The sequence below is a fragment of the Kitasatospora sp. NPDC059599 genome, assembly GCF_042735125.1.
Classification (GTDB): Bacteria; Actinomycetota; Actinomycetes; order Streptomycetales; family Streptomycetaceae; genus Kitasatospora.
The window spans coordinates 51,169-69,312 of sequence record NZ_JBHWCL010000003.1 but is presented as its reverse complement, the minus strand read 5'-3'; the positions used below and the strand labels follow the sequence as shown (position 1 = coordinate 69,312).

Sequence of the window (18,144 nt, the reverse complement as noted above, 5' to 3'; positions counted from 1 at the left end):
TTCACACCCCCACCGCCCGCTGCTGGACGACGGTCACGATCGGCGGCCCCTGCGGGACCTGCTCGGCGCTCTGGCACAGCCCGACGGCGGACTGCGGCAGCGCGGGGGAGCCGTTCACCCGGATCCGGGCGGACGGCAGCACCCAGCGGACCGTCACACAGGGCTGCGGCTTGCCGGCCACGTTGAACGGGCAGCCGGTGACGGTGTACTGGTCGGCCGTGCTGGTGACGGCCTGGCCGGCGACCAGCGCCCGCGCCTGGGCGGGCCGGGCCGTCACCTGGCCGCCGTGCGGGCAGGTCACCGTCGCATTGACGTGCAGCAGATTTCCGGTCATGACGTTCTCCCCCGTCAGGTCACGCTCAGAGCGTCCTGGTTGATGGAAACGGTGGCGCCGACGAGCGAGATCGAGGCGCCCTGGCCGTTGCTGATCTGGATGCCCGAGTCGTTGATCACGATCGAGGCCCCGCTCGGGGTGCGGAGCGTGATCCCCGTGGTCGGGTCGTCGGACAGGACGATCACCCGCCGCCCGGTGGTCTCCAGCACCGTGTTCGGCGCCCCCGGCGGGCCGGTCGCCGCCTCCACCGGGACCTCCGAGGCGGAGCCGTACCAGCAGCCCGTCCAGATCGGGTAGCTCTGGTCGCCCTGCTCGAACTCCACCCACACGCCCGCCCCGACCGGCGGGACCGCGTAGTGCCCCATGCCCGGACCGGCCACCGGGAAGCAGGGCATCGCCCAGGTCGACACGGCCTCGCCCAGCACGTCGGGCACCTGGGCCTGGATGCGGCCGATCCCGAGCGGGTCGGCGTTGTTCACCACCGTCCCCCGGAACTTGCCGAGGTAGCGGGTCGGTTCGGCCATGCGGGCAACTCCTGCTGCAGCATCAGGGGATGACGGTCGGCTGGAGGGCGATCAGGCCCTCGCGGGTCAGCGTGAAGTTCTGGGTGTACGAGCCGCGCTTGAGGTTGTGGGTGACGCTCTTGACGAAGTACAGGCCGTCGTAGGTGAGCCCGGCGCCGCGGACGCCGACCAGCTCGCGCGGCCGCAGCACGTGCCCGTACCGGACGACGTCGAGCTGGCCGGAGCCGGAGACGGCGTCCGCCGACTGCATCGCCTTGGCGATGGTCTCGGCGACGGCCTGGCTGGTGTCCTTCTTGGCGGTGTCGGCGATGACCTTCTTCTTCAGCGCCGGCGCGGGCTTGAGCGCCAGCGGCGGGCGCAGGATGCTGACCTCCGGCACCGGCAGGACGGAGGACACCTTGGTCGCCGGGAGCTGGATGCGGGCCTCCGGCTCCTCGCGGGCCGTGCCGTCGAAGGCGAACGTCAGCTGGTCGACGTTGGACAGCGCGTCCATGTTCACGTTCAGCGCGTGCTGCGGGACGCCGAGCCGGTTCTCCGGCCCCCAGTAGGCGCGGCTCATCCCGGGGACCGGGCCCGGGTCGAGGTAGAACACGTAACCGTTGGCCTTCGCCAGCTCGCTGACGTACCCGAGGTCGGTGCCCTTCTGGAAGTCGATCCGCCGGGTGGGCATCGGCGTCTGCGGCACCAGCTCGGGGACGACCAGCGGCAGGATGCCGTACTGCCCGTACTTGCCGATGATCGCGGTGACCCGGGCCGCCGGGGACATCGCGGGGAAGGGCACCCCGGCCTGCTCCTCCAGGTCCATCAGCACCGTCAGGTCCTCGCCGGTCACGGTGAGCGTGGACTGGCCGGGCTGGTTGCTGATGCCCACCTCCTGGCGGATGATCACACCGTCCATCAGTACGGTCGGGGTGCCCGTCACGGTCACCATCAGCACGACCCTGGTCTTCGGGTCGAAGAAGCCGCCCGGCAGCAGCGCGGTGTTGATCAGACCCTGCTTCGACAGGTCGAAGGCGAGCTGGAACCCACTGCGCTGCCCGGACGCCACCGTGACCTGCGCCGACAGCAGGGCGTCCGTCACCGGCTGCGGCACCGGCACCGGGATCTGCGGACCCATCAGCAGGCTGAGACGGATCGACCCGACCGGCCCGCCCCCCGTGACGGCCGAGAGGTCAGGCACTGCCCACCCCCGGCACCGCGCCGGGCAGCGCGATGGTGATCCGCCGACCCGGCGTCGCGGTCAACTCCCGCGGATCGACCACCGGGTTGGCGTCGGCGATCCGCCACCACTGGTCGGCGCTGCCGAGGTAGCGGTTCGCGAGCAGGTCGAGGCGGTCGCCGACGCTCACGGTGTGCTCGGCCAGCGGGGTCAGACCGTCCGCGCTCGGCAGCAACCTCCGCTGCAGGTACGGCACCTGCCGCCCGTCCGGCGTCGTGCGCAAGGCCACCGGGACGCCGTGGTACCGGCTGGTCAGCGGGTACGGCGAGGGCGCGGGCAGCCCGTTCAGCGGGTCGTCGACGGTCATCAGAACCCCCCTCCGAGGCCGAGCGCACTCAGCCGGCCACCGGCCGCCGTGCCGACCAGCCGCTCCTTCTGCGCCAGATGCGCCAGGTACAGCTCCGCCCCGCGGTGCCCGGTCGGCAGATCACTGACGGTCAGGACCCGCAGACCGATCGCGACGGCCGCCCTGATCGGATTCAGGTCGATGTCGAACGCCTCCTCGGTGATGGTGAGTTCGGTCAGCCGCACCGGCAGGATCCGCTTGCCACCCCAGGTGAAGAGGGTCAGCGGGGCCTCGATCGGAGTGATTTCGAGAGTGCCCAGCGCGGCCAGCGCCTGATTGGCCAGCAGCTGCGCACTGGCCGGCTGCACCAGCAACTCCAGCGTCGCCAGCTGCGGATGGATCCCGTTCGGCGACGGCAGCTCCAACTGGTCGGTGGCGTCCAGCTCCGCGGTGAACTTCCACGTCTCGACGGCCGGCCCCTTCAGCCGCAACGCCTCCGTCCGGTCCCCACTCCCGTCCGCCCCCGCCACCTGCGGCGCCAACGACCGCTCCAGGCTGTCCGGATTGAACTGCAGCACGATGACCCGCTGCGGAGTCCCCCGCTGCGGATCCACGATGACCAGCCCGGACCTGATGGGTTTGGGGGCGTCGGTGTAGCCGGTCACGCGTCCCCTCCTTCCCCGTCGGAGTCCTTCTCCGGGGAGGCCCGGCGGTCGCGCTCCGCGATGGTGGCGCGAGCCTGGTCCCGGACCTTCTCCTCCGGGTCGTGTTCCCGGAGGAACACGAACAGGGGATGGAGTTCCTCCCAGTCGACCCGCCCGGCGCAGAAGACGGCGATCCGTCGGACGAGCGGCTCGGGATCGTTCATCGACCAGCGGAACAGGGCGAACATGTCCGGGTCGAACGGGCCGTAACAATGGACGGAAAGCATCCGCAGGGCGTTCATGAGGGCGACGCCGTCCCGGGTGCTGTCGAACAGCTCCGTCATGGTCTCGTTGTCGTGCACGTCGATTCGCCCGCGGACGAATTCGACGCTCGGTTCCCGGTCCAGGCCCGCGATCAGGAAGTAGTGGACCTGAAGGAGATCGTCCTCGATCCAGTAGACGGCCGCACCGCGGTCGGGCGTCAGCCAGATCTTCTGGAAGGGGGAGCCGTCGCTGCTCTCACTCGTCGAGTGGAGATCCCAACCGGCTTCTTCCGCGAGCCTGTCGACCTCGGCACGACCGAGTACGTCCTTGGGTACGAGCCGCACGAACAGGGTCAACGGAACTCCTTCATCGCAGTAGGGGGTTGAGTCGTCACGAGGGTATCCACAGGCCGCCGGGCGATCTCCGCCATCCGGGGTGCAGCTTCTCGTCCGACGCTATTCGGCCGTCGGGCGCGAGGAACCTCGCGGCGTTGTGCATCGCCCACAGGGGGAACTGCTGGACCAGCTGTTCGTCGCTGAGCATCAGGACATCGGCCTTGGCCTTGGCGAAAGCGCGGATTATCAGGAGCTTGGACCGTGTCGTCATCCCCGCCACGGCCGTTTCGAGCTGAGCGCCCCTCCTGGTGAGCCCGCCGGTCCGGGAGTTCGTGTGCTCGGCGGCGATGCCCTGTGGGTTCAGCAGGTACTGCGAGCCGGCCACGGCGTTGCGTGGCGCCATGGTGTTGGTGTTCGACACGACGTCCTGCCAGGTCGCCTCGGGGAAGTTCGCGAGTTGCCAGGCCGCGATGTTCGTCATGGCGGCTGCCGGATAGCGAGCGCCCTCGACGGTCGGCATGAGCCTGGCCGCCGCTGCCATGGTCTCGGCGGCCTTCGGATTGCTGCGGAAGAACTCGTCCTGCGGGACTCGGCGCTGCACGAGGTCGAAGAAGGCTCGCTGCATCCGCTGACGGGCTTGGGTCGATCGGTCGGCCGCGCTGACGCCTTCCTTGCCGAGGCTGTGGGCGAGCATGTCCTCGATCTCGGCCAACTTGTCGGCCGCCGCGTCCTTCGACGCCGGCCCGGCCTTGACGTAGTGCCCCGACCCCAGACCGCTGAGCACCTTGACCAGCCCTGGCGGAGTCTCACCGGCCCGGTCGCCGCTCCTGATGGCGCCCTGCTGTTCGCTGACACCGATCTCCATGCCACCGCCGGATGCCATGATGATGCGCTCGTGCCCCGGAGGCCGGTTCCCCCCGTGGATGGCACGTGCCTCGACCAGACCGGCCCGGGCCGGCCGGCTCTCCTGGCTGGGCGTGTCCGACGCGCTGCGGCGCTCCTGGTAGGCGCGCTGCTCCTCGTTGAGCACGCCGGCCTGGGCGACGACCTCCGGTGCGTTGATCAGTTTCTCGCCGAGCTGTTCCAGGATGCGCATCAGTGCGGGTTCGTTCTTGCGCACCAGGTCCTCGGCCGCCGGGATGTGGTCCCGGACGTCCTTCTCCGGGTTCAGTTCGGCGGTGATCGCGGTCAGCGGCCCGTCCTCGCGGGCGCTCAGGCCGGTCAGCCGGTACCACGCCCGCATTCCGCGGAGGACGCCACGGAGCGTCAGGCGGCCGATGCCGAAACCGAGCAGGCGATCGACCTTCGGCCGGATGCGGGCCACGATCAGTTCGAGGCGCTGCTTCTTCGCGTCCGGGGAGTTCTCGTGGGCGCGGCGTTGGGCGCGCTGCTGTTGGCGCCTCTGGTGCCAGGCGCGCAGGCGGTCACGCTGTTTGCGGTAGCCGTCGCGGAGCTTGTGGGCGCCGGCGGTGAGGGCGCGGCCGAGTTTGCTGTTCAGGAGCTTCCGGCCGAGGGTGCGGGCGGCGACGCGGACGCGGGTGAGGGCGGACTTGACGGTCTGGCGGGAGGCGTTGAGGGCGCGGCCGACGGGGGAGGTGGGGCGGCGGGGTGCGGTGGACTTGGGGCGGGTGACCTCGCGGCGCGGGCGTCCGGGGGTGGGGGCCGGGTGGCGCTCCGCGTGCTGGACGGTGTGCCGGGCGGGGCCGGTACGGGCCGGGCGGGCGGGCCGGGCGCGGCCGGGGGAGGGAGGTTTGCGCAGCGACTGGGTGGCGCGGCGCAGGCTCGCGCGGGCCTTGTTGACGGCGTTCCCGGCGGCCTTGCGGGCGCCCTTGCCGGCCCTGGCCAGGCCCTTGAGGATCTTCTGGGCGATCCCCTTGAGCTTGGTGCCGACGGCTTTGCCTGCCCCCTTGAGCTTGCTGAGCAGGAAGTTGGAGATGAAGTCGAGCAGCGCGACCACGCCCGCCGCGACCGCGTCGGCGAACAGGCAGGCGGCCGAGCCGGATTTGACCGCCTTGAGGAAGGTGACGAACTTCCCGATCGCGGCGACGATCTTGCTGATGGTGTTCCATGCCGCCACCAGGCCCTGGATGATCGCCATGATCGCGCCCGCGGCCGGCACGATCAGCGACACCAGCTTCTCGACGACGATCGAGACGATCATTCCGGGCAGTGAGGCGACGATCGCCTGCCAGGCCATCCGTCCGATCTGGGCCATCGAGATGCAGCCCTTGACCAGGACGTTGACGATGGTGGAGGTCAGGCCGACCACCGACTCGACCTTCTCGTTGAACCAGGTCCGCACCGCGCTCTTGATCGCACCCCACAGGTAGTGCTGGATGCCGTCGATCGCGGCGGTGCCGAGCTTCTTCAGCCACCCGCCCGGGTCGGAGGCGATGTCGCCGATCAGGACCGCGAACTCTCCGAAGACCGCGATCGCCTTCTCGACGAAGTCGATCGCGTCCATGACGGACTTGCGGACCGCCTCGATCGCGGCCTTGAGCCCGGCCTCCAGCGCGTTCAGCAGCGCGTTCAGCCCGGCGGCCAGCAGGTCGAGCAGCTTGTTGACGGCGTTCTTGAGCTTGTCCGCCCACTCGTTGACCTTGGCGACGGCTTTGTCGCGCCACTCCTCGATCTTCTTGCGGAACTTGTCCCGCAGTTCGGGGAAGGCCGCCAGCAGTACGTCGCAGATCTTGATCAGCGCGTCGGCGAGCTTGTCGATCAGCTCGACGGCGAACTTTCGCGCCTGGTCGATCGCCCAGTTCGCGAACTTTCGGAAGCCGTCGATGATGTCGTTGATCAGGCCGCGGAAGTAGTCGAAGACCTTGGTGACCGCCTCGACCAGCGCGTCGAAGGCGGCCTTGACCTTGGACTTGACCCAGCCCCACCAGCCCTCGGACTCCTCCTTCTTGCGGTCCTTCTCCTTCTGCGCCTTCTCCTCGGCCTCCTTCCGCTTGTCCTGGATCTTCTGGTTGTCCTGCTGCTGACGCTCCCGGACGTCCTTGTCGGCCTCGGTGCGCTTCTTGCCGATCTGTCCGGTCTTGTCCTGGTGCTCGGCGTCGGCGTCCTGGTCCGCGGTGGTGGTCTTCTGGTCCTGCTCGGTGCGCCACTGCTCGCGCTCGCCCTTGACCTGCTCGGCGGCCTCGCCCCGTTCGCCGGCCTGGGCCTGGGCGTTGTCCGCCACCGCCTGGTCGACCTCGGCCTGGTTCTGCCGGCGCGCATCGGCCTCGCCCTGCTTCTGCTCGGCCTGTTCGGAGCCCAGTCGGCTCTGGCCCTGGCCGACCGCGGCCTGGATCTGCGGGCCGCGCTCCTGCTGGGTCACGATGCCGATGCCCGGCTTGACGTCGACCGCGCCACCCGCCCTGGCGCCCCCGCCCTTGCCCCCGCCGCCCGGTACGGAGGCGGTGAGGGTCTCCTTCGGCACGTCCGGGTAGATCCGGTCCTCGCCCATCGGCTTGGCGGCGTCCTCCCGGCCGACGCCGAGGATCTTCGTGGAACTGTCCTTGAGCTTCGCGGCCTGCCGGTCGGTGCGCGCCGGGTCGCTCTCGCCGGTCAGTTCGACCTCGGGCGCCCGGCCGACCGTGGTGTTCAACGCCGGATCCGTCGTGGGGACGCCGTCGACCGCGCCCTGCACTTGCTGCACTTCCTGCGGCGAGACCTGGGTGCCCGCGTCGTCGGCGACGTGCGGCGCGGCGACCCGGTCGCCGGGGTTCCGGCCCTCGACCTTCTTCTGCTGGGCCTTCTGCTGCTCGCCGTCCGCGCCCTGCGGACCGACCCGCTCCAGCCGCTCCGTGACCGCCACGGCGGGCGGCGCGGCCTCGGGCGTGCCGGACTGGGTCTGCGGTGCGCCGGACGGGCGCTGGACGGTCGGCGGGGCGGCCTGCAACCGGGCGTGCTGCTCGCCGACCGTACGGTCCACCGAGCCGTCCACGCCGTCCAGGGTGGTGGCCAGCTGATCGGGCGGCAGGCTCGCGGCGGTGGCGAGCGCGCTCTGCGGGTCCTGGGCGGAGACGTCGGGCGGGGCCTGCTGCTTCTCCTGCTCGGGCGGGGCGCCCCCGGCTGCGCCACCGGCCGCGCAGCCGCCACCCGCACCTCCGCCGTTGCCACCGGCACCGCCGTCCGACTCCGCCTCGGTGGTGGGCTGCTGCGGGCCCGCGCAGGCACCGCCGCCGGACTCCAGCGAGGCGTCCGGGGCGGGCTGGGCGGTGAGTCCGGCGGGCGCGTCGGCCTGCTCGGCAGCCGGGCCGGTGGCGGTGGCGGCGTCGGCGTCGCGGCCGGTGTCGGGACGGGTGTCGGGAGTGGCGGCGGGCCCGCCGGGGCCGTCGCCGCCGACCGGACCTGTCGTGCTGGGGGCCGCGGCGGTGAGCTCCGGGCCCGGGCCCTGCGGCTCGGGTGTGGCCGCGGGCTCGGCCTCGCGTGCCTCCTCGGCGGGGGCTTCCGGCTGCTGCGGCTCCGTCGGGGCGGGCTCGGTGGCGGCCGGTGCCGGGGTAGCGGTCGGGTTCGTGGCCGGGTCGGGGCCGATCTCCTGCTCGACCGGCTGCTCCGGCTGGAGGTCGCGGGCGCTCCGGTCCTCGGCCTCGGCGCCGGGGCTCGGCTCGGGGGCGGCCGCAGGCTGGGCCGGGTCGGGCTGGGCCTGCTCGGGAGCCGTCGGCTCCGCCTCGTCCTCGGGCCGGCTCTCCCGCTCGGCCTGCACCTGGTCGGCCTTGGTCGCGGGCGGGGCGGGGAACTCCGGCGCCTCGGCATTCGCGGAGGGCGCGCCGTCCGCAGTCACCGGGATCTGATCGGCGGTCGGCACGCCGGACACGTCGAGATCGGCCGAGGGCAGGAAGTCCCCGGGATTGAGCTCCGGCCCGGGCTCGGCCGACTGCGACTGCCGCTCCCGGTCCGTGCCGGGGCCGTCGTGGACCTCCGCGTCCGCGCCGGGCTCCAGACCCAACGGCCGTTCCTCGTCCGGTGTTTCGCGCTGCTGCTGGTCGCCCTCCAGCATTCCGTGCCGGGCGAGCGGGCTGTCCTCGGCCCGCGCGATCGCTTCCAGGCGCTCGGGCTTGACGGGTGCGGGCTGCGGCAGCAGCACGGCGGCGGGCTCCTGCGGCTTCGTGCCGGCCGAGGGCTGGGCGGCGGCGTCCGCCGGTCCGGCTTCGGGCGAGCCGGGTACGGAGACGGCTGCCGGCTGTGCGCCGTCCTCCGTCGTGGCGGCCTGCTCCGGCTCCGCGTCGGGGGTCGTCGGGGGTGCCTCCTCGACGGTGGGAGGCTGTGCGTCGGCGGCGGGCTGGGCCTGACCGGACTCCGGCTGCGGAGCCGACTGCGCGCCCGGTGGAGTCTGCGCGGCCTCGCCCTCCGCGGGCTGGGCCTGCTGCTCGTCCTGCTGCTCGTTCTGCTGCTCCGGGCGCTCCTGGTCGTCCTGGTCGTTCTTGCCGCCGTGCCCCTTGCGGCGCTTGCGCCGACCCTTCGGGTCGTCCGACTGCCGTGCTTCCTCGTCGAGTTGACGCTTCCGATCCTGCTCGTCGCGATCCTGCTCGTCCGTCTGCCCGCGCTCGTCGGTGGCCCGGTCGGCGGCATCGGTCACCGGCTCGGGCGTCTGCGCGCCGTCCACGTCGGCCGGGCGGTGCTCGGCGGCCTCGACCAGCTCCAGCACCCGGGTGTAGTCCGACGAAGGCAGCCGGTCCGCCAGCCGGGCAAGCACGGAGGCCTGCAACTCCGGTGCGAAGCGTGCGAGTTGCAGGCGGACCCGGCCGGAGGAGTCGGTCGGGTCCCCGCGCAGCGAGCGCAGGATGCCGGCTGCCAGCCGGTCGACCAGGGTGGCCGGATCGAGCCGCTCGGTGCGGAACCGGTCGGCGTCGACGGTCGCGTAGCGGAGCCAGCCCGGCGTGGCACTCGGCGTCGCCGCCGCCGGCCGGTCCTCGCGCGCGCCGTGCTCCGCCTCCCGTTCGATCGCGTCCTGCGGCAGGCTGACCGCGCCCAGGTCACGGCCGGCCCGCAGTGCGCCGAGCGGGTTCGGGGCCTGGACGGTGTGCAGCAGCTCGTGGGTGAGCAGCCGCCGGCCGTCCTCACCGGCCGGCCGGTACTTGCCCTCGCCGAAGAAGAGGTCCGGACCGACGGCGACGGCGTCCGCGCCGATCAGCTCGGTCAGCGCGGCGGAGTCCCGGTCGGTGTGCACCCGGACCCGGCTGAGGTCGTGCCCGAGCCGCGCCTCCAACTCCCGGCGCACGCCCGGGTCCAGCGGCTGGCCCGCGCCGGAGACGATCTCCTTCGGCTCGGGCGTACGGGCCTTCGGCGCCCGCGTCTTGCGCCGGGTCGCGCCCTGCTTGACGTCCTGCCCGGAATCCCGGGCAGGAGCGTTCAGTCGGCTCATGTCCGCCCCCGCTCCGGCGCCCGGCCACCGCCGGACAGTCCGGTGTGCACGGCGCGGGCGAGCGCCTCGCCGAGCCGCTGCGCCGAGGCGTCAGCCGGCAGCGGCGGCAGCCCGGAGAGCAGGTCCAGCGCGCGGTCGCCGCCGACCGCGAGCGGCACGCCGCGCGTCTCGACCAGGCGGGTCAGCTCGCTCCGGAACGCCGCCGTCAGCCGCTCGTGGTCGATCCGCGCGAAGCCGTCGAGGACCAGCTCGCCGATCTCGACCTCGATCCGCCCGGCACCGCCCGTCCCCGCGCTGCCCGGCTCGGCGCTGCTCCTCCGCCCGATCCCGGGCCCCTCGGTCAGATCCATCCGGAGACCTCCGAGGGCGACAGCGAGCGCTCCAGCTTGAGGTACTCGGTGCGCGCGGCGGCCAGCAGGTGCCGCATCTGCATCGGGCAGTCCTCGTCGGCGGCCAGGAAGGCGGCGGACAGCGCGATGTTGCGGATGGAGCCGCCCGCCACGGTGAGCTGGGCGAGCCGCTCCGGATCGACGCCCCGGCTGGGGGTCTGCGCGGGGATGACCCGCCGCCAGATCTCGGCGCGCTCCGGCACTCCGGGGAACGGGAAGTCGGCCACGAACCTGATCCGCCGCATGAACGCTGGGTCCAGCGCCTTCTTCATGTTGGTGGTGAGCACGGCAAGGCCCCGGTAGGCCTCCATCCGCATCAGCAGGTAGCTGACCTCCAGGTTGGCGTAGCGGTCATGGCTGTCCTTGATCTCGCTGCGCTTGCCGAACAGCGCGTCGGCCTCGTCGAACAGCAGCAGCGCGCCGCCGCGTTCGGCCGCGTCGAAGACCCGCCGGAGGTTCTTCTCGGTCTCGCCGATGTACTTGCTGACGACCTGGGAGAGGTCGATGACGAACAGGTCCACGCCGAGCTGCCCGGCGACGACTTCGGCCGCCAGCGTCTTCCCGGTGCCCGACCCGCCGGCGAACAGCGCGGTCACGCCGAGGCCGCGGCGCAGCACCGACTCGAAGCCCCACTCCTGGTAGACCGTGCCACGCCGGCGGACGTGGGCGACGATCTCGCGCAGCGTCGCGAGCTGGCGTTCCTCCAGGACCAGGTCGTCCCAGGCGGCGCGCGGCTCGACCCGCCGGCCCAGCTCGTCCAGGGACATCCGGGCTTCCACCAGTCCGGCGTGCCAGGCCAGTCGGCTGACGTCCGCACCCTCCGCGCCGTCGGCGCCGTCCCCGCCGTTGCCGCTGGACTCGGCAGCCCGCCGGGCGGTCGCCGCGGCCGAGCGGATCACATGGCCGGGCAGCGAGAACTGCGCGGCCAGCGCGCGGAGTCCGCCCTCGGTGACCCCCGGCGCACCGTCCAGCGCCTCGGCCCAGATCCCCAGCTGCTCCTCGGGGCCGAGTGGGGGCACGGTCAGCCTGCTGCGGTCCGAGGCCCCGGCGGGCGGGGGCTCGTCGCCGGACACGACCAGCGGCACCGCGAGGCCGGCGAGGAAGGCCTCCGCGCCGTTCGGGGCCTGCGGACGCTCCCGGCCCGGCTCCCCGCTCTCCACCAGCAGCGCGGCCGGGATCAGGATCGCCTCGCGCTGCCACAGCCGGGCGAGTTGCTCGCGCTCGGCGGGCTCGGTGGGCAGGTCCTCGCGGTGCGCGGCGTAGAGGCCGAGTCCGGCGCGGTGGGCTGCCTCCGCCGCGATCTCCCAGCGGGTGCGGCGGTCGGCGCCGGTCAGCTCGGTGTGCGGCGGGCCGGACAGCCCGGCCGAGGTCCACCCCCGCGCCAGCGCGGCGGCGCACCGCTCGTGCGGGCCCGGCAGCCCGTCGGGCGGCCCCACCCGGGTGAGCAGGCCGTGCAGCCGCACGTCCAGGTACGGCACGCCGACCAGGAAGTGCAGCACCCGCTCGTCGATCCGCAGCCGGGAGGCGGTGAGCGCCGTCTCGTCGTCGAGTTCGATCAGCCGGAAGCGGCGCAGCGGGCCGACCGGGGTGAGCGCGCTCCAGTGCGGCTGGTCCAGGGCGGCGAGGGCGAGGGAGAAGGTCGGGTACGCGCGCCCCGGGTCGCCGCCCGCCGCGGCGCACCGGGCGGCGGCCGTGGGGTCGATCGCGGGGGCGGAGGTCAGCACGAGGACGTCGCGCTCGAACGGGGTGAGCCCGAAGGAAGCGGTGACGGCGTCCAGAGCGGTGGCGGGCTGCCGGCGCCCGCCCCGGCGGGCGCCGGGGGCCGACGGGACGGCGGGCTCGGCAGCACGGCCGGCCGCGTGCGCGTCGACCCGTTCGAGCACGGCGGCGACCGCGGCGGACAGCGACTCCCGGTGCGAGTCGTCCGCCGAGCCGTCGCGGCCCTGCCTCCGGCGCGTGCTCATCTCCGAACCTCCCGTCCTGTGGTCAGTGCGTCAGGTCCACGACCGGGCCGGTGAAGGCCCCGTCGCCGGACACCGTCAACTCGCTCGGCACGCCGTCCACCTGGATCCGGGCCAGGTACGCCGTCGGGCGGACGCCGACGACCGGCACCCGGACCTCGAACGGGTCGGTGCGCGGCAGCGGCGGCGCGGGTGCGCGGAACTGGTGGCTCGCCCCGGGCCGCCCGGCGGGCGGGTGCAACTCGTCCAGTAGCAGCAGGACTTGCTGGTCGTCCCGGAGCGGCAGGTCCAGCCGGACATCCAGCCGGGCCGAGACCCCGGCCGGTCCGTCGCTGCGGTCCGCGGTGCCGATCGGCGCGTCGATCCGCGGCTGCCGGGTGAAGGTCTGCACGTTGGACTCCACGGCGAGGTGCTCGGCGGCCGGTCGGCCGTCCAGTGCCAGCCCGTGCAGCACCTGCACCCGGAACACACCGGGCGGCAGGTCCTCCGGTACGGCGACCACAAGACGGTCGTCCCGGACACCGCCCGGGTCGACCGTCACCCGGCGCTCGCCCAGCCGGGCCACCACCAGGTCCGCGCGCAGGCCGGAGCCGTCCACCACCAGCTCCCGGTCCTTGGTCACCGGCCCTTCCGCGGGGGCGCCCCGGGACCCGGCGGGCCGGGAGAGTACCCGCTCGACGACCGGTCCGCGGGACGGCACGGCCTGCACGGAACGGCGCAGCACCGGCTTGCCGGCCACCGGATCGGCCTTGCCCTCCACGAGGACGGCGGTGGCCTGGTAGGCCACGGACAGCGCGTACGGCGTCTGGAACAGCGTCATCCACAGCTTGGACATCTCGTCCACGTCCATCGGCGTGGGCGTGAAGCGCACCCGCTGCGGCGAGGCGGCCAGGTCCGTCCCCACCAGGTACGGCTGGGTGGCCGCCTCGTCGATCAACTGCCGGGACAGCAGCGGCTGTTCGGTCAGCGCCCGGACCACGCAGCCGAGCAGCCGCTGGCCGACCAGCTGGGTCTCCTCGCCGTAGCAGCTGATCAGGTAGTGCAGGTCCAGGGCGGCAGCCGGCCGGGTCAGCAGGGTGCCGTCGGTCGCGCGGGTGGGCGCGTCGCGGTTGCGCAGCGAGGCGTTGGGCGTGACCTGGTAGAGGAAGACGGTGATGGTCGGGTCGGTGGGCGGCTCGGTCGGCGGTTTGCGGGTGCTGACCTCGACCGCGAACGGGATGTCGGGCGAGAGCGCTCGGGTGATGAGCAGCCGCAGCGCCTCGCTCACGGTGGCGATCGCGAGGTGGTTGCTCACGGGTTCACCCCCTCGGTCATGTGCCCCACCCGCTCGGTCATGAGGTCTCCCGGTTGAGGTACTTGTCCAGGTCGAGGGCCGGGCCCGGGCGGGCGGCCGCCGGCTTGCGCGGTCCGGTCGGCGTGCGCTGGGCGGCCTTGACCTCGACCCGCCCGATCTGGACCCGTACCACCCGCTCGACCGGCCGTTGCCGGCGGCGGGTCCCGGTCCCGTGCGCCTGGCCCGGGGCGGCTGCCGCGGCGGCCCGCCGTACGGACGCCGGCGCGGCGGCGGCCGTACGGACCGGTGCGGGCGGTGCCACGGTCGGCAGCTCGGGGGCGGCCGCCCGGTGCAGTGCGGTGACGGGCGTCGGTACGGCTGCCGGGCGGGCGTCCTCCCTCCGCAGCGCCGGCTCGACGGCCGGTGCGGCAACGGGGGTGACCGGTGGCGCGATCAGCAGCGGCGGGCGCGGCAGCGGAAGGACCGGTGCGACAGCCGGCCGGTCCTCACCGACCACCGTCCGCAGCGCCCTCTCGACGGGCGCCGCCGGCGGCCGGGGGAGTGGCACGGGAGCGGGTCGCCTGCCCGAGCGGCCCGGCCCGAACGACTCCTCGTCCACGACCGGCAGCGCCGGAGCGAGCGCCTCTGGCCGTTCGAACGGCCCCGGCAGGCGCGGGCGGACCCGTACCCCGGCCCGGTCCCCGCCCGGGTCGCCCTTCGCCACCAGGCGGTCGAAGTGGTCAGGCATCTGCACACAGCTCCAGGTAGTAGCGGCGCCGCAGTGGGCTGAGCGCCAGGATCTCCGCCTCGCTCCAGCCGTAGGCGGTGGCCAGGAGGTGGACGTCGAGCAGGGTCGACCGGGCCCAATCGTCCAGCTCCTCCCAGAGGTAGGAGGCGATGTCCAGCTCGGCGAGGGCCTGCTCGCCGCACTCGGGGCAGCTGAGGTTCAGCCGGACGTCCGCGCAGGGGTCGGCCGCGGCGGCGGCCTCGGCCACGCGCCGCTGGACCGGTTCGGGGAGCTGCCGGGCGGCGACCGGCTCCCCGCCGTGCTCGGCGGTCAGCACGCACCGCTCCAGCACCACGGCCCTGGCCCGGCCTGCGGGGGCCTGTTCGGCGGCGGCCAGGTCGCCGGGGGTGGGCAGCCGGAAGCCGACCTGCCAGCCGTCCAGCTCCACCCGCAGCGGGCCGTCCGCCGGCCGCGCGGCACCGACCACCTGCCCGGCGTCGAAGGCGAACTCCATCTCCTCCGCGCAACTCGGGCAGCCGACCCGCACGTTGAGCCGTTCGCCGAACAGCTCCGCGCGCAGGCCGAACAGTTCGGCGTCCCGTCGGCCGAGCGGTACGGCCAGCAGTTCCTCCGGCCCGGCGCCCGGACGGGCGACGGTGTGCAGCAGCAGGGCCCGCCCGGTGCGGCCGGCCGCCAGCCCGGCCTCCCAGGCGGCCAACAGGGCTGCCTCCCCGGCGAGTTCCACCGGTCGGCCGCTCAGGCCGGCTGCTGGAACGAGGGCTCTTCCGGCTCGGGCGTCTCCTCGTCCCGCTCCCAGCCCTCCACCTCCAGTTTGAGGCTCTGGATCGCCACCGCGTTGGCGTTGGCATCCAGTTCACCGAGCGCCTGGTACTCACTCGGCCAGGCGCGGTACAGCTTGTGGGCGACCGCCACCTGACCGGCCTCGTTGAGCACCTGGATCACCAGGTCCTTGCGGAAGTCCCGCAGCGAGACCTCCGCCCCGCGGCCCGCGCCGACCATCCAGACCTTGTTGGCCCAGCGGTCGAACTCCGGGTCGTGGGTGACCCCGCGCTCCAGGGTGACCGCCTCGAAGTCGGTGCGCCCCGGCGACTTGCGCGGCGCGCTCGGATCGCCCCCGCTGCGGTGCTTCACCACCTCGGTGGTGCGCTTGAGCGGGCTGATCTTGCTGATTCCGGCGACGACCCGACCGTCCCAGACGACCAGGAACTTGAAGTTCTTGTACGGATCGAACCGGTATGGATTGACGGTGAACTCGACCATGGAGATCCTAAACCTCGAACTGTCCGGCGAGCTGCTCGATCTTGACGATCACGAATTCCGCGGGCTTGAGTGGCGCGAATCCGACCACGACGTTCACCACACCGCGATCGATGTCGTCCTGCGTGGTGGTGTCCTTGTCGCACTTGACGAAATAGGCCGAGCGCGCCGACGTGCCCTGGAACGCGCCCTGCTGGAACAGCGAGTGCAGGAACGCGCCCACGTTCAGCCGGATCTGCGCCCACAGCCGCTCGTCGTTGGGCTCGAACACGACCCACTTGGTACCGCGGTAGAGGCTCTCCTCCAGCATCAGCGCCAGGCGCCGCACCGGGACGTACTTCCACTGCGAGCTGAGCGCGTCGGCGCCCGCCATGGTCCGCGCGCCCCACGCCACCGGGCCCACCACCGGGAACGTCCGCAGGCAGTTCACCGCGAGCGGGTTCAGCAGGCCGTTCTCCCGGTCCGTCAGCGGGACGGTCAGCGCGCGTACCCCGGGCAGCCCGGCCTCGGTGCCCGCGGGTGCCTTCCACACGCCCCGCTGGCCGTCGGTGCGCGCCATCACGCCGGCGATGGTGCCCGACGGCGGGAAGCTGCGCAGCCGGCCGGTGAGCGGGTCGACCAGCTCCAGGTGCGGGAAGTACAGCGCGGCGTGGTCGTTGCGCACCGAGTCGAAGGCGGACAGGCCCGCCCGGGCGGCGTCCAGCGTCGTCCACGCCTGCGGCGAGTCGACGATCAGGAACATCCGCTGCTCCACGCAGAGCGCCTGGGCGGCCGAGACGACCGTGACGGCGTCGTCCACGCTGGCGTAGCCGGCCAGTTCCGGCAGCACCAGCAGGTTGACGTCCGGCACGTCGCGCAGGGCCTGGATGCCGGTCTTGCCGGCCTCGCTGCCGATCAGGTCCGTCATGCCGGGGGCTCCGCCGTCCTGGCCGCCGGCGAGGGCGAGGACCGGCGGGTTGACCGAGCCCTCCAGTCCGAGGTTGTTGGCGGCCTCACCGAGGAAGCGCACCACGTCGGCCGGGTCGGTGGAGCCGGCGACGACCTGGAGCTGCCGCCCGAACACGCTCACCCGGGTGCCCGCGAAGGCCCGCTTGCCCGGGGCGTCGGGCAGGGCCCGCAGCTTGCGCTCCAGCAGCAGGGCGAGCTCGGGGACGGTGGTCGGCGCGGTGCCGTCCGCGGCGGGGTCGTGGATCGTGACGGTCCGCGAGACGTCGGCGATCTTCACCTGGATCTCGTGGGTGAGGTCCGGCAGGGTGGCCGCGAAGGGCTTGGAGACGGTGCCCACCGGGTCCGGCCGGCTCTCCGCGAGCACCTTGACTCGGACGACAGTCGAGCCGCTGTTCACCACCGTCTCGGCGAACCGGGGGCCGGCAGCCTGGGTCGACAGGTCCGCGAAGGACTCCCGGACGGCGCCGGAGGTGTCGAAGACCTGGAGGTTGAAGGTCTCGGCCGGGGTCGGCGTCCGGTAGTCCACGGCGACCCGCAGCGCCCCGCCCCAGAGCCCCGGCTCGACGGCCGTGACCTCCAGGGCCGGGGTGGCGGTGGAGGTCTGCGTCGAGCTGAGCGTGACGCCCGCGGCGGCGCCGGTGCCGGCCGCCGCGACCCGGACCACGATCCCGACCGAGCCCCCGTTGAGGAAGAACTGCTGGACGGCGTAGCTGACCGGGCTCTGACTCGCGAGTCCGCCGAAACGGCGTTCGAAGTCCGCGAAACTGGTGATGGTGACCGGCTGGTCGAGCGGGCCGCGCCGGGTGGCCCCGACGAAGGCGGTCACCGAGGTGCTCACCGCGGTGATGGTACGGACGCCGCTGGGAAGCTCTTCGATGTAGACGCCCGGATAGGTCGGTGTCGTCGGCAAATTCCCCCTCCGTTCACTTCGTGCATCAAGAGGCCGGTGAAATGGAATCCGGATGCATTGGTGGCAGGCTCAGTCTCGGATTCAGGTGACAATTCGTCAAGACCTGAACAGAAAAGGCTAATTGTCATACCGGGCCTTTTCGGGGGTTGCGGAATTCGGCATTCCGCAACCCCTGTGCCGGTGCCCGTCAGCCGCCTTCGGGCAGGTTCCGGTAGTCGGGTCGGGCCGGCGTGGGGTCCGGCGGCGTCGCTGCGGGTGCGGGTGCGGGTGCGGGTGCGGGTGCGGGTGCGGGCATAGGCGTGGGTGCGGGCTCGGGCGCCGGAGCCGGAGCCGGAGCCGGAGCCGGCGCGGGCGTAGGCGTGGGTGCAGGCGCGGACGGCGCAGGCGTGGGTGCGGCAGGCGTGGGTGCAGGTGCGGCAGGCGTGGGTGCAGGTGTGGCCGGCGTGGGCGCGGGCGCGGGGACCGGCGGCTGGTAGGACGGCGGCCGGGCGGCCCCCAGGAACCAGCCCCAGCTCGCGCCGAACCGGTGCTCCAGGAACCGGAACGCGGCGTAGTAGACCGTGCCGAAGCCGGTGACCAGGGCGGAGGTGACGGAGGCGTTGTCCAGGTGCAGGCCGAGCCGCGCGGCCTGCACCACGAGGAACGCGACGATGTAGGGCACGCACGTGCGCCACAGGGACAGGGCGAGTTGGTACATCTGTCC

At 73.2% G+C, this 18,144-nt stretch carries 15 protein-coding genes; all 15 read right to left on the bottom strand.

The annotated features are described in order from the left end of the window. Nucleotide 1 precedes the first annotated feature (1 nt). Complete coding sequence (locus ACFV04_RS01980; protein ID WP_380339856.1) at nucleotides 2–334, bottom strand: hypothetical protein; 333 nt, start codon at nucleotides 332–334, stop codon at nucleotides 2–4. A gap of 14 nt (nucleotides 335–348) precedes the next feature. Next, the gene (locus ACFV04_RS01975; protein WP_380339859.1) at nucleotides 349–858 is read right to left on the bottom strand and encodes a phage baseplate assembly protein V; all 510 of its coding nucleotides are present in this window, start codon (nucleotides 856–858) and stop codon (nucleotides 349–351) included. A 22-nt stretch (nucleotides 859–880) separates the two neighbouring features. Continuing rightward, nucleotides 881–1,975, bottom strand: a complete 1,095-nt coding sequence (locus tag ACFV04_RS01970) for a hypothetical protein (RefSeq protein WP_380526149.1) — start codon at nucleotides 1,973–1,975, stop codon at nucleotides 881–883. Nucleotides 1,976–2,030: 55 nt separating this feature from the next. After that, the gene (locus ACFV04_RS01965) at nucleotides 2,031–2,384 is read right to left on the bottom strand and encodes a hypothetical protein (RefSeq protein ID WP_380339865.1); all 354 of its coding nucleotides are present in this window, start codon (nucleotides 2,382–2,384) and stop codon (nucleotides 2,031–2,033) included. Then, a complete protein-coding gene (locus ACFV04_RS01960) occupies nucleotides 2,384–3,028 on the bottom strand; it encodes a hypothetical protein (RefSeq protein ID WP_380339868.1) in 645 nt (214 codons plus the stop codon). Before ACFV04_RS01960 ends, ACFV04_RS01965 begins: the two co-directional genes overlap by 1 nt. Continuing rightward, a complete protein-coding gene (locus tag ACFV04_RS01955; RefSeq protein WP_380526147.1) occupies nucleotides 3,025–3,627 on the bottom strand; it encodes a hypothetical protein in 603 nt (200 codons plus the stop codon). Before ACFV04_RS01955 ends, ACFV04_RS01960 begins: the two co-directional genes overlap by 4 nt. 34 nt (nucleotides 3,628–3,661) lie before the next feature. Beyond that, nucleotides 3,662–9,955: a DUF4157 domain-containing protein gene (locus ACFV04_RS01950; RefSeq protein WP_380526145.1), complete on the bottom strand. Its 6,294-nt coding sequence runs from the start codon at nucleotides 9,953–9,955 to the stop codon at nucleotides 3,662–3,664. Next, complete coding sequence (locus tag ACFV04_RS01945; RefSeq protein ID WP_380339877.1) at nucleotides 9,952–10,305, bottom strand: hypothetical protein; 354 nt, start codon at nucleotides 10,303–10,305, stop codon at nucleotides 9,952–9,954. Before ACFV04_RS01945 ends, ACFV04_RS01950 begins: the two co-directional genes overlap by 4 nt. Beyond that, entirely contained in the window at nucleotides 10,296–12,308 is a 2,013-nt protein-coding gene (locus tag ACFV04_RS01940; RefSeq protein WP_380526143.1) for an ATP-binding protein, read from the bottom strand. The genes ACFV04_RS01945 and ACFV04_RS01940 overlap by 10 nt, the downstream gene beginning before the upstream one ends. Before the next feature lie 22 nt (nucleotides 12,309–12,330). After that, nucleotides 12,331–13,599 (bottom strand): DUF4255 domain-containing protein, encoded by a 1,269-nt coding sequence (locus ACFV04_RS01935; protein WP_380339883.1) that lies wholly within the window; start codon nucleotides 13,597–13,599, stop codon nucleotides 12,331–12,333. A gap of 37 nt (nucleotides 13,600–13,636) precedes the next feature. Then, complete coding sequence (locus tag ACFV04_RS01930) at nucleotides 13,637–14,326, bottom strand: hypothetical protein (protein WP_380526141.1); 690 nt, start codon at nucleotides 14,324–14,326, stop codon at nucleotides 13,637–13,639. After that, on the bottom strand, nucleotides 14,319–15,050 hold the full coding sequence (locus ACFV04_RS01925; RefSeq protein WP_380339888.1) for a hypothetical protein: 732 nt from the start codon (nucleotides 15,048–15,050) through the stop codon (nucleotides 14,319–14,321). The genes ACFV04_RS01930 and ACFV04_RS01925 overlap by 8 nt, the downstream gene beginning before the upstream one ends. A gap of 11 nt (nucleotides 15,051–15,061) precedes the next feature. Then, complete coding sequence (locus tag ACFV04_RS01920; protein WP_380339891.1) at nucleotides 15,062–15,586, bottom strand: phage tail protein; 525 nt, start codon at nucleotides 15,584–15,586, stop codon at nucleotides 15,062–15,064. A gap of 7 nt (nucleotides 15,587–15,593) precedes the next feature. Next, entirely contained in the window at nucleotides 15,594–17,441 is a 1,848-nt protein-coding gene (locus ACFV04_RS01915) for a phage tail sheath family protein (RefSeq protein ID WP_380526140.1), read from the bottom strand. A gap of 187 nt (nucleotides 17,442–17,628) precedes the next feature. Then, nucleotides 17,629–18,138 (bottom strand): hypothetical protein, encoded by a 510-nt coding sequence (locus ACFV04_RS01910; RefSeq protein WP_380526138.1) that lies wholly within the window; start codon nucleotides 18,136–18,138, stop codon nucleotides 17,629–17,631. Nucleotides 18,139–18,144: the final 6 nt, after the last annotated feature.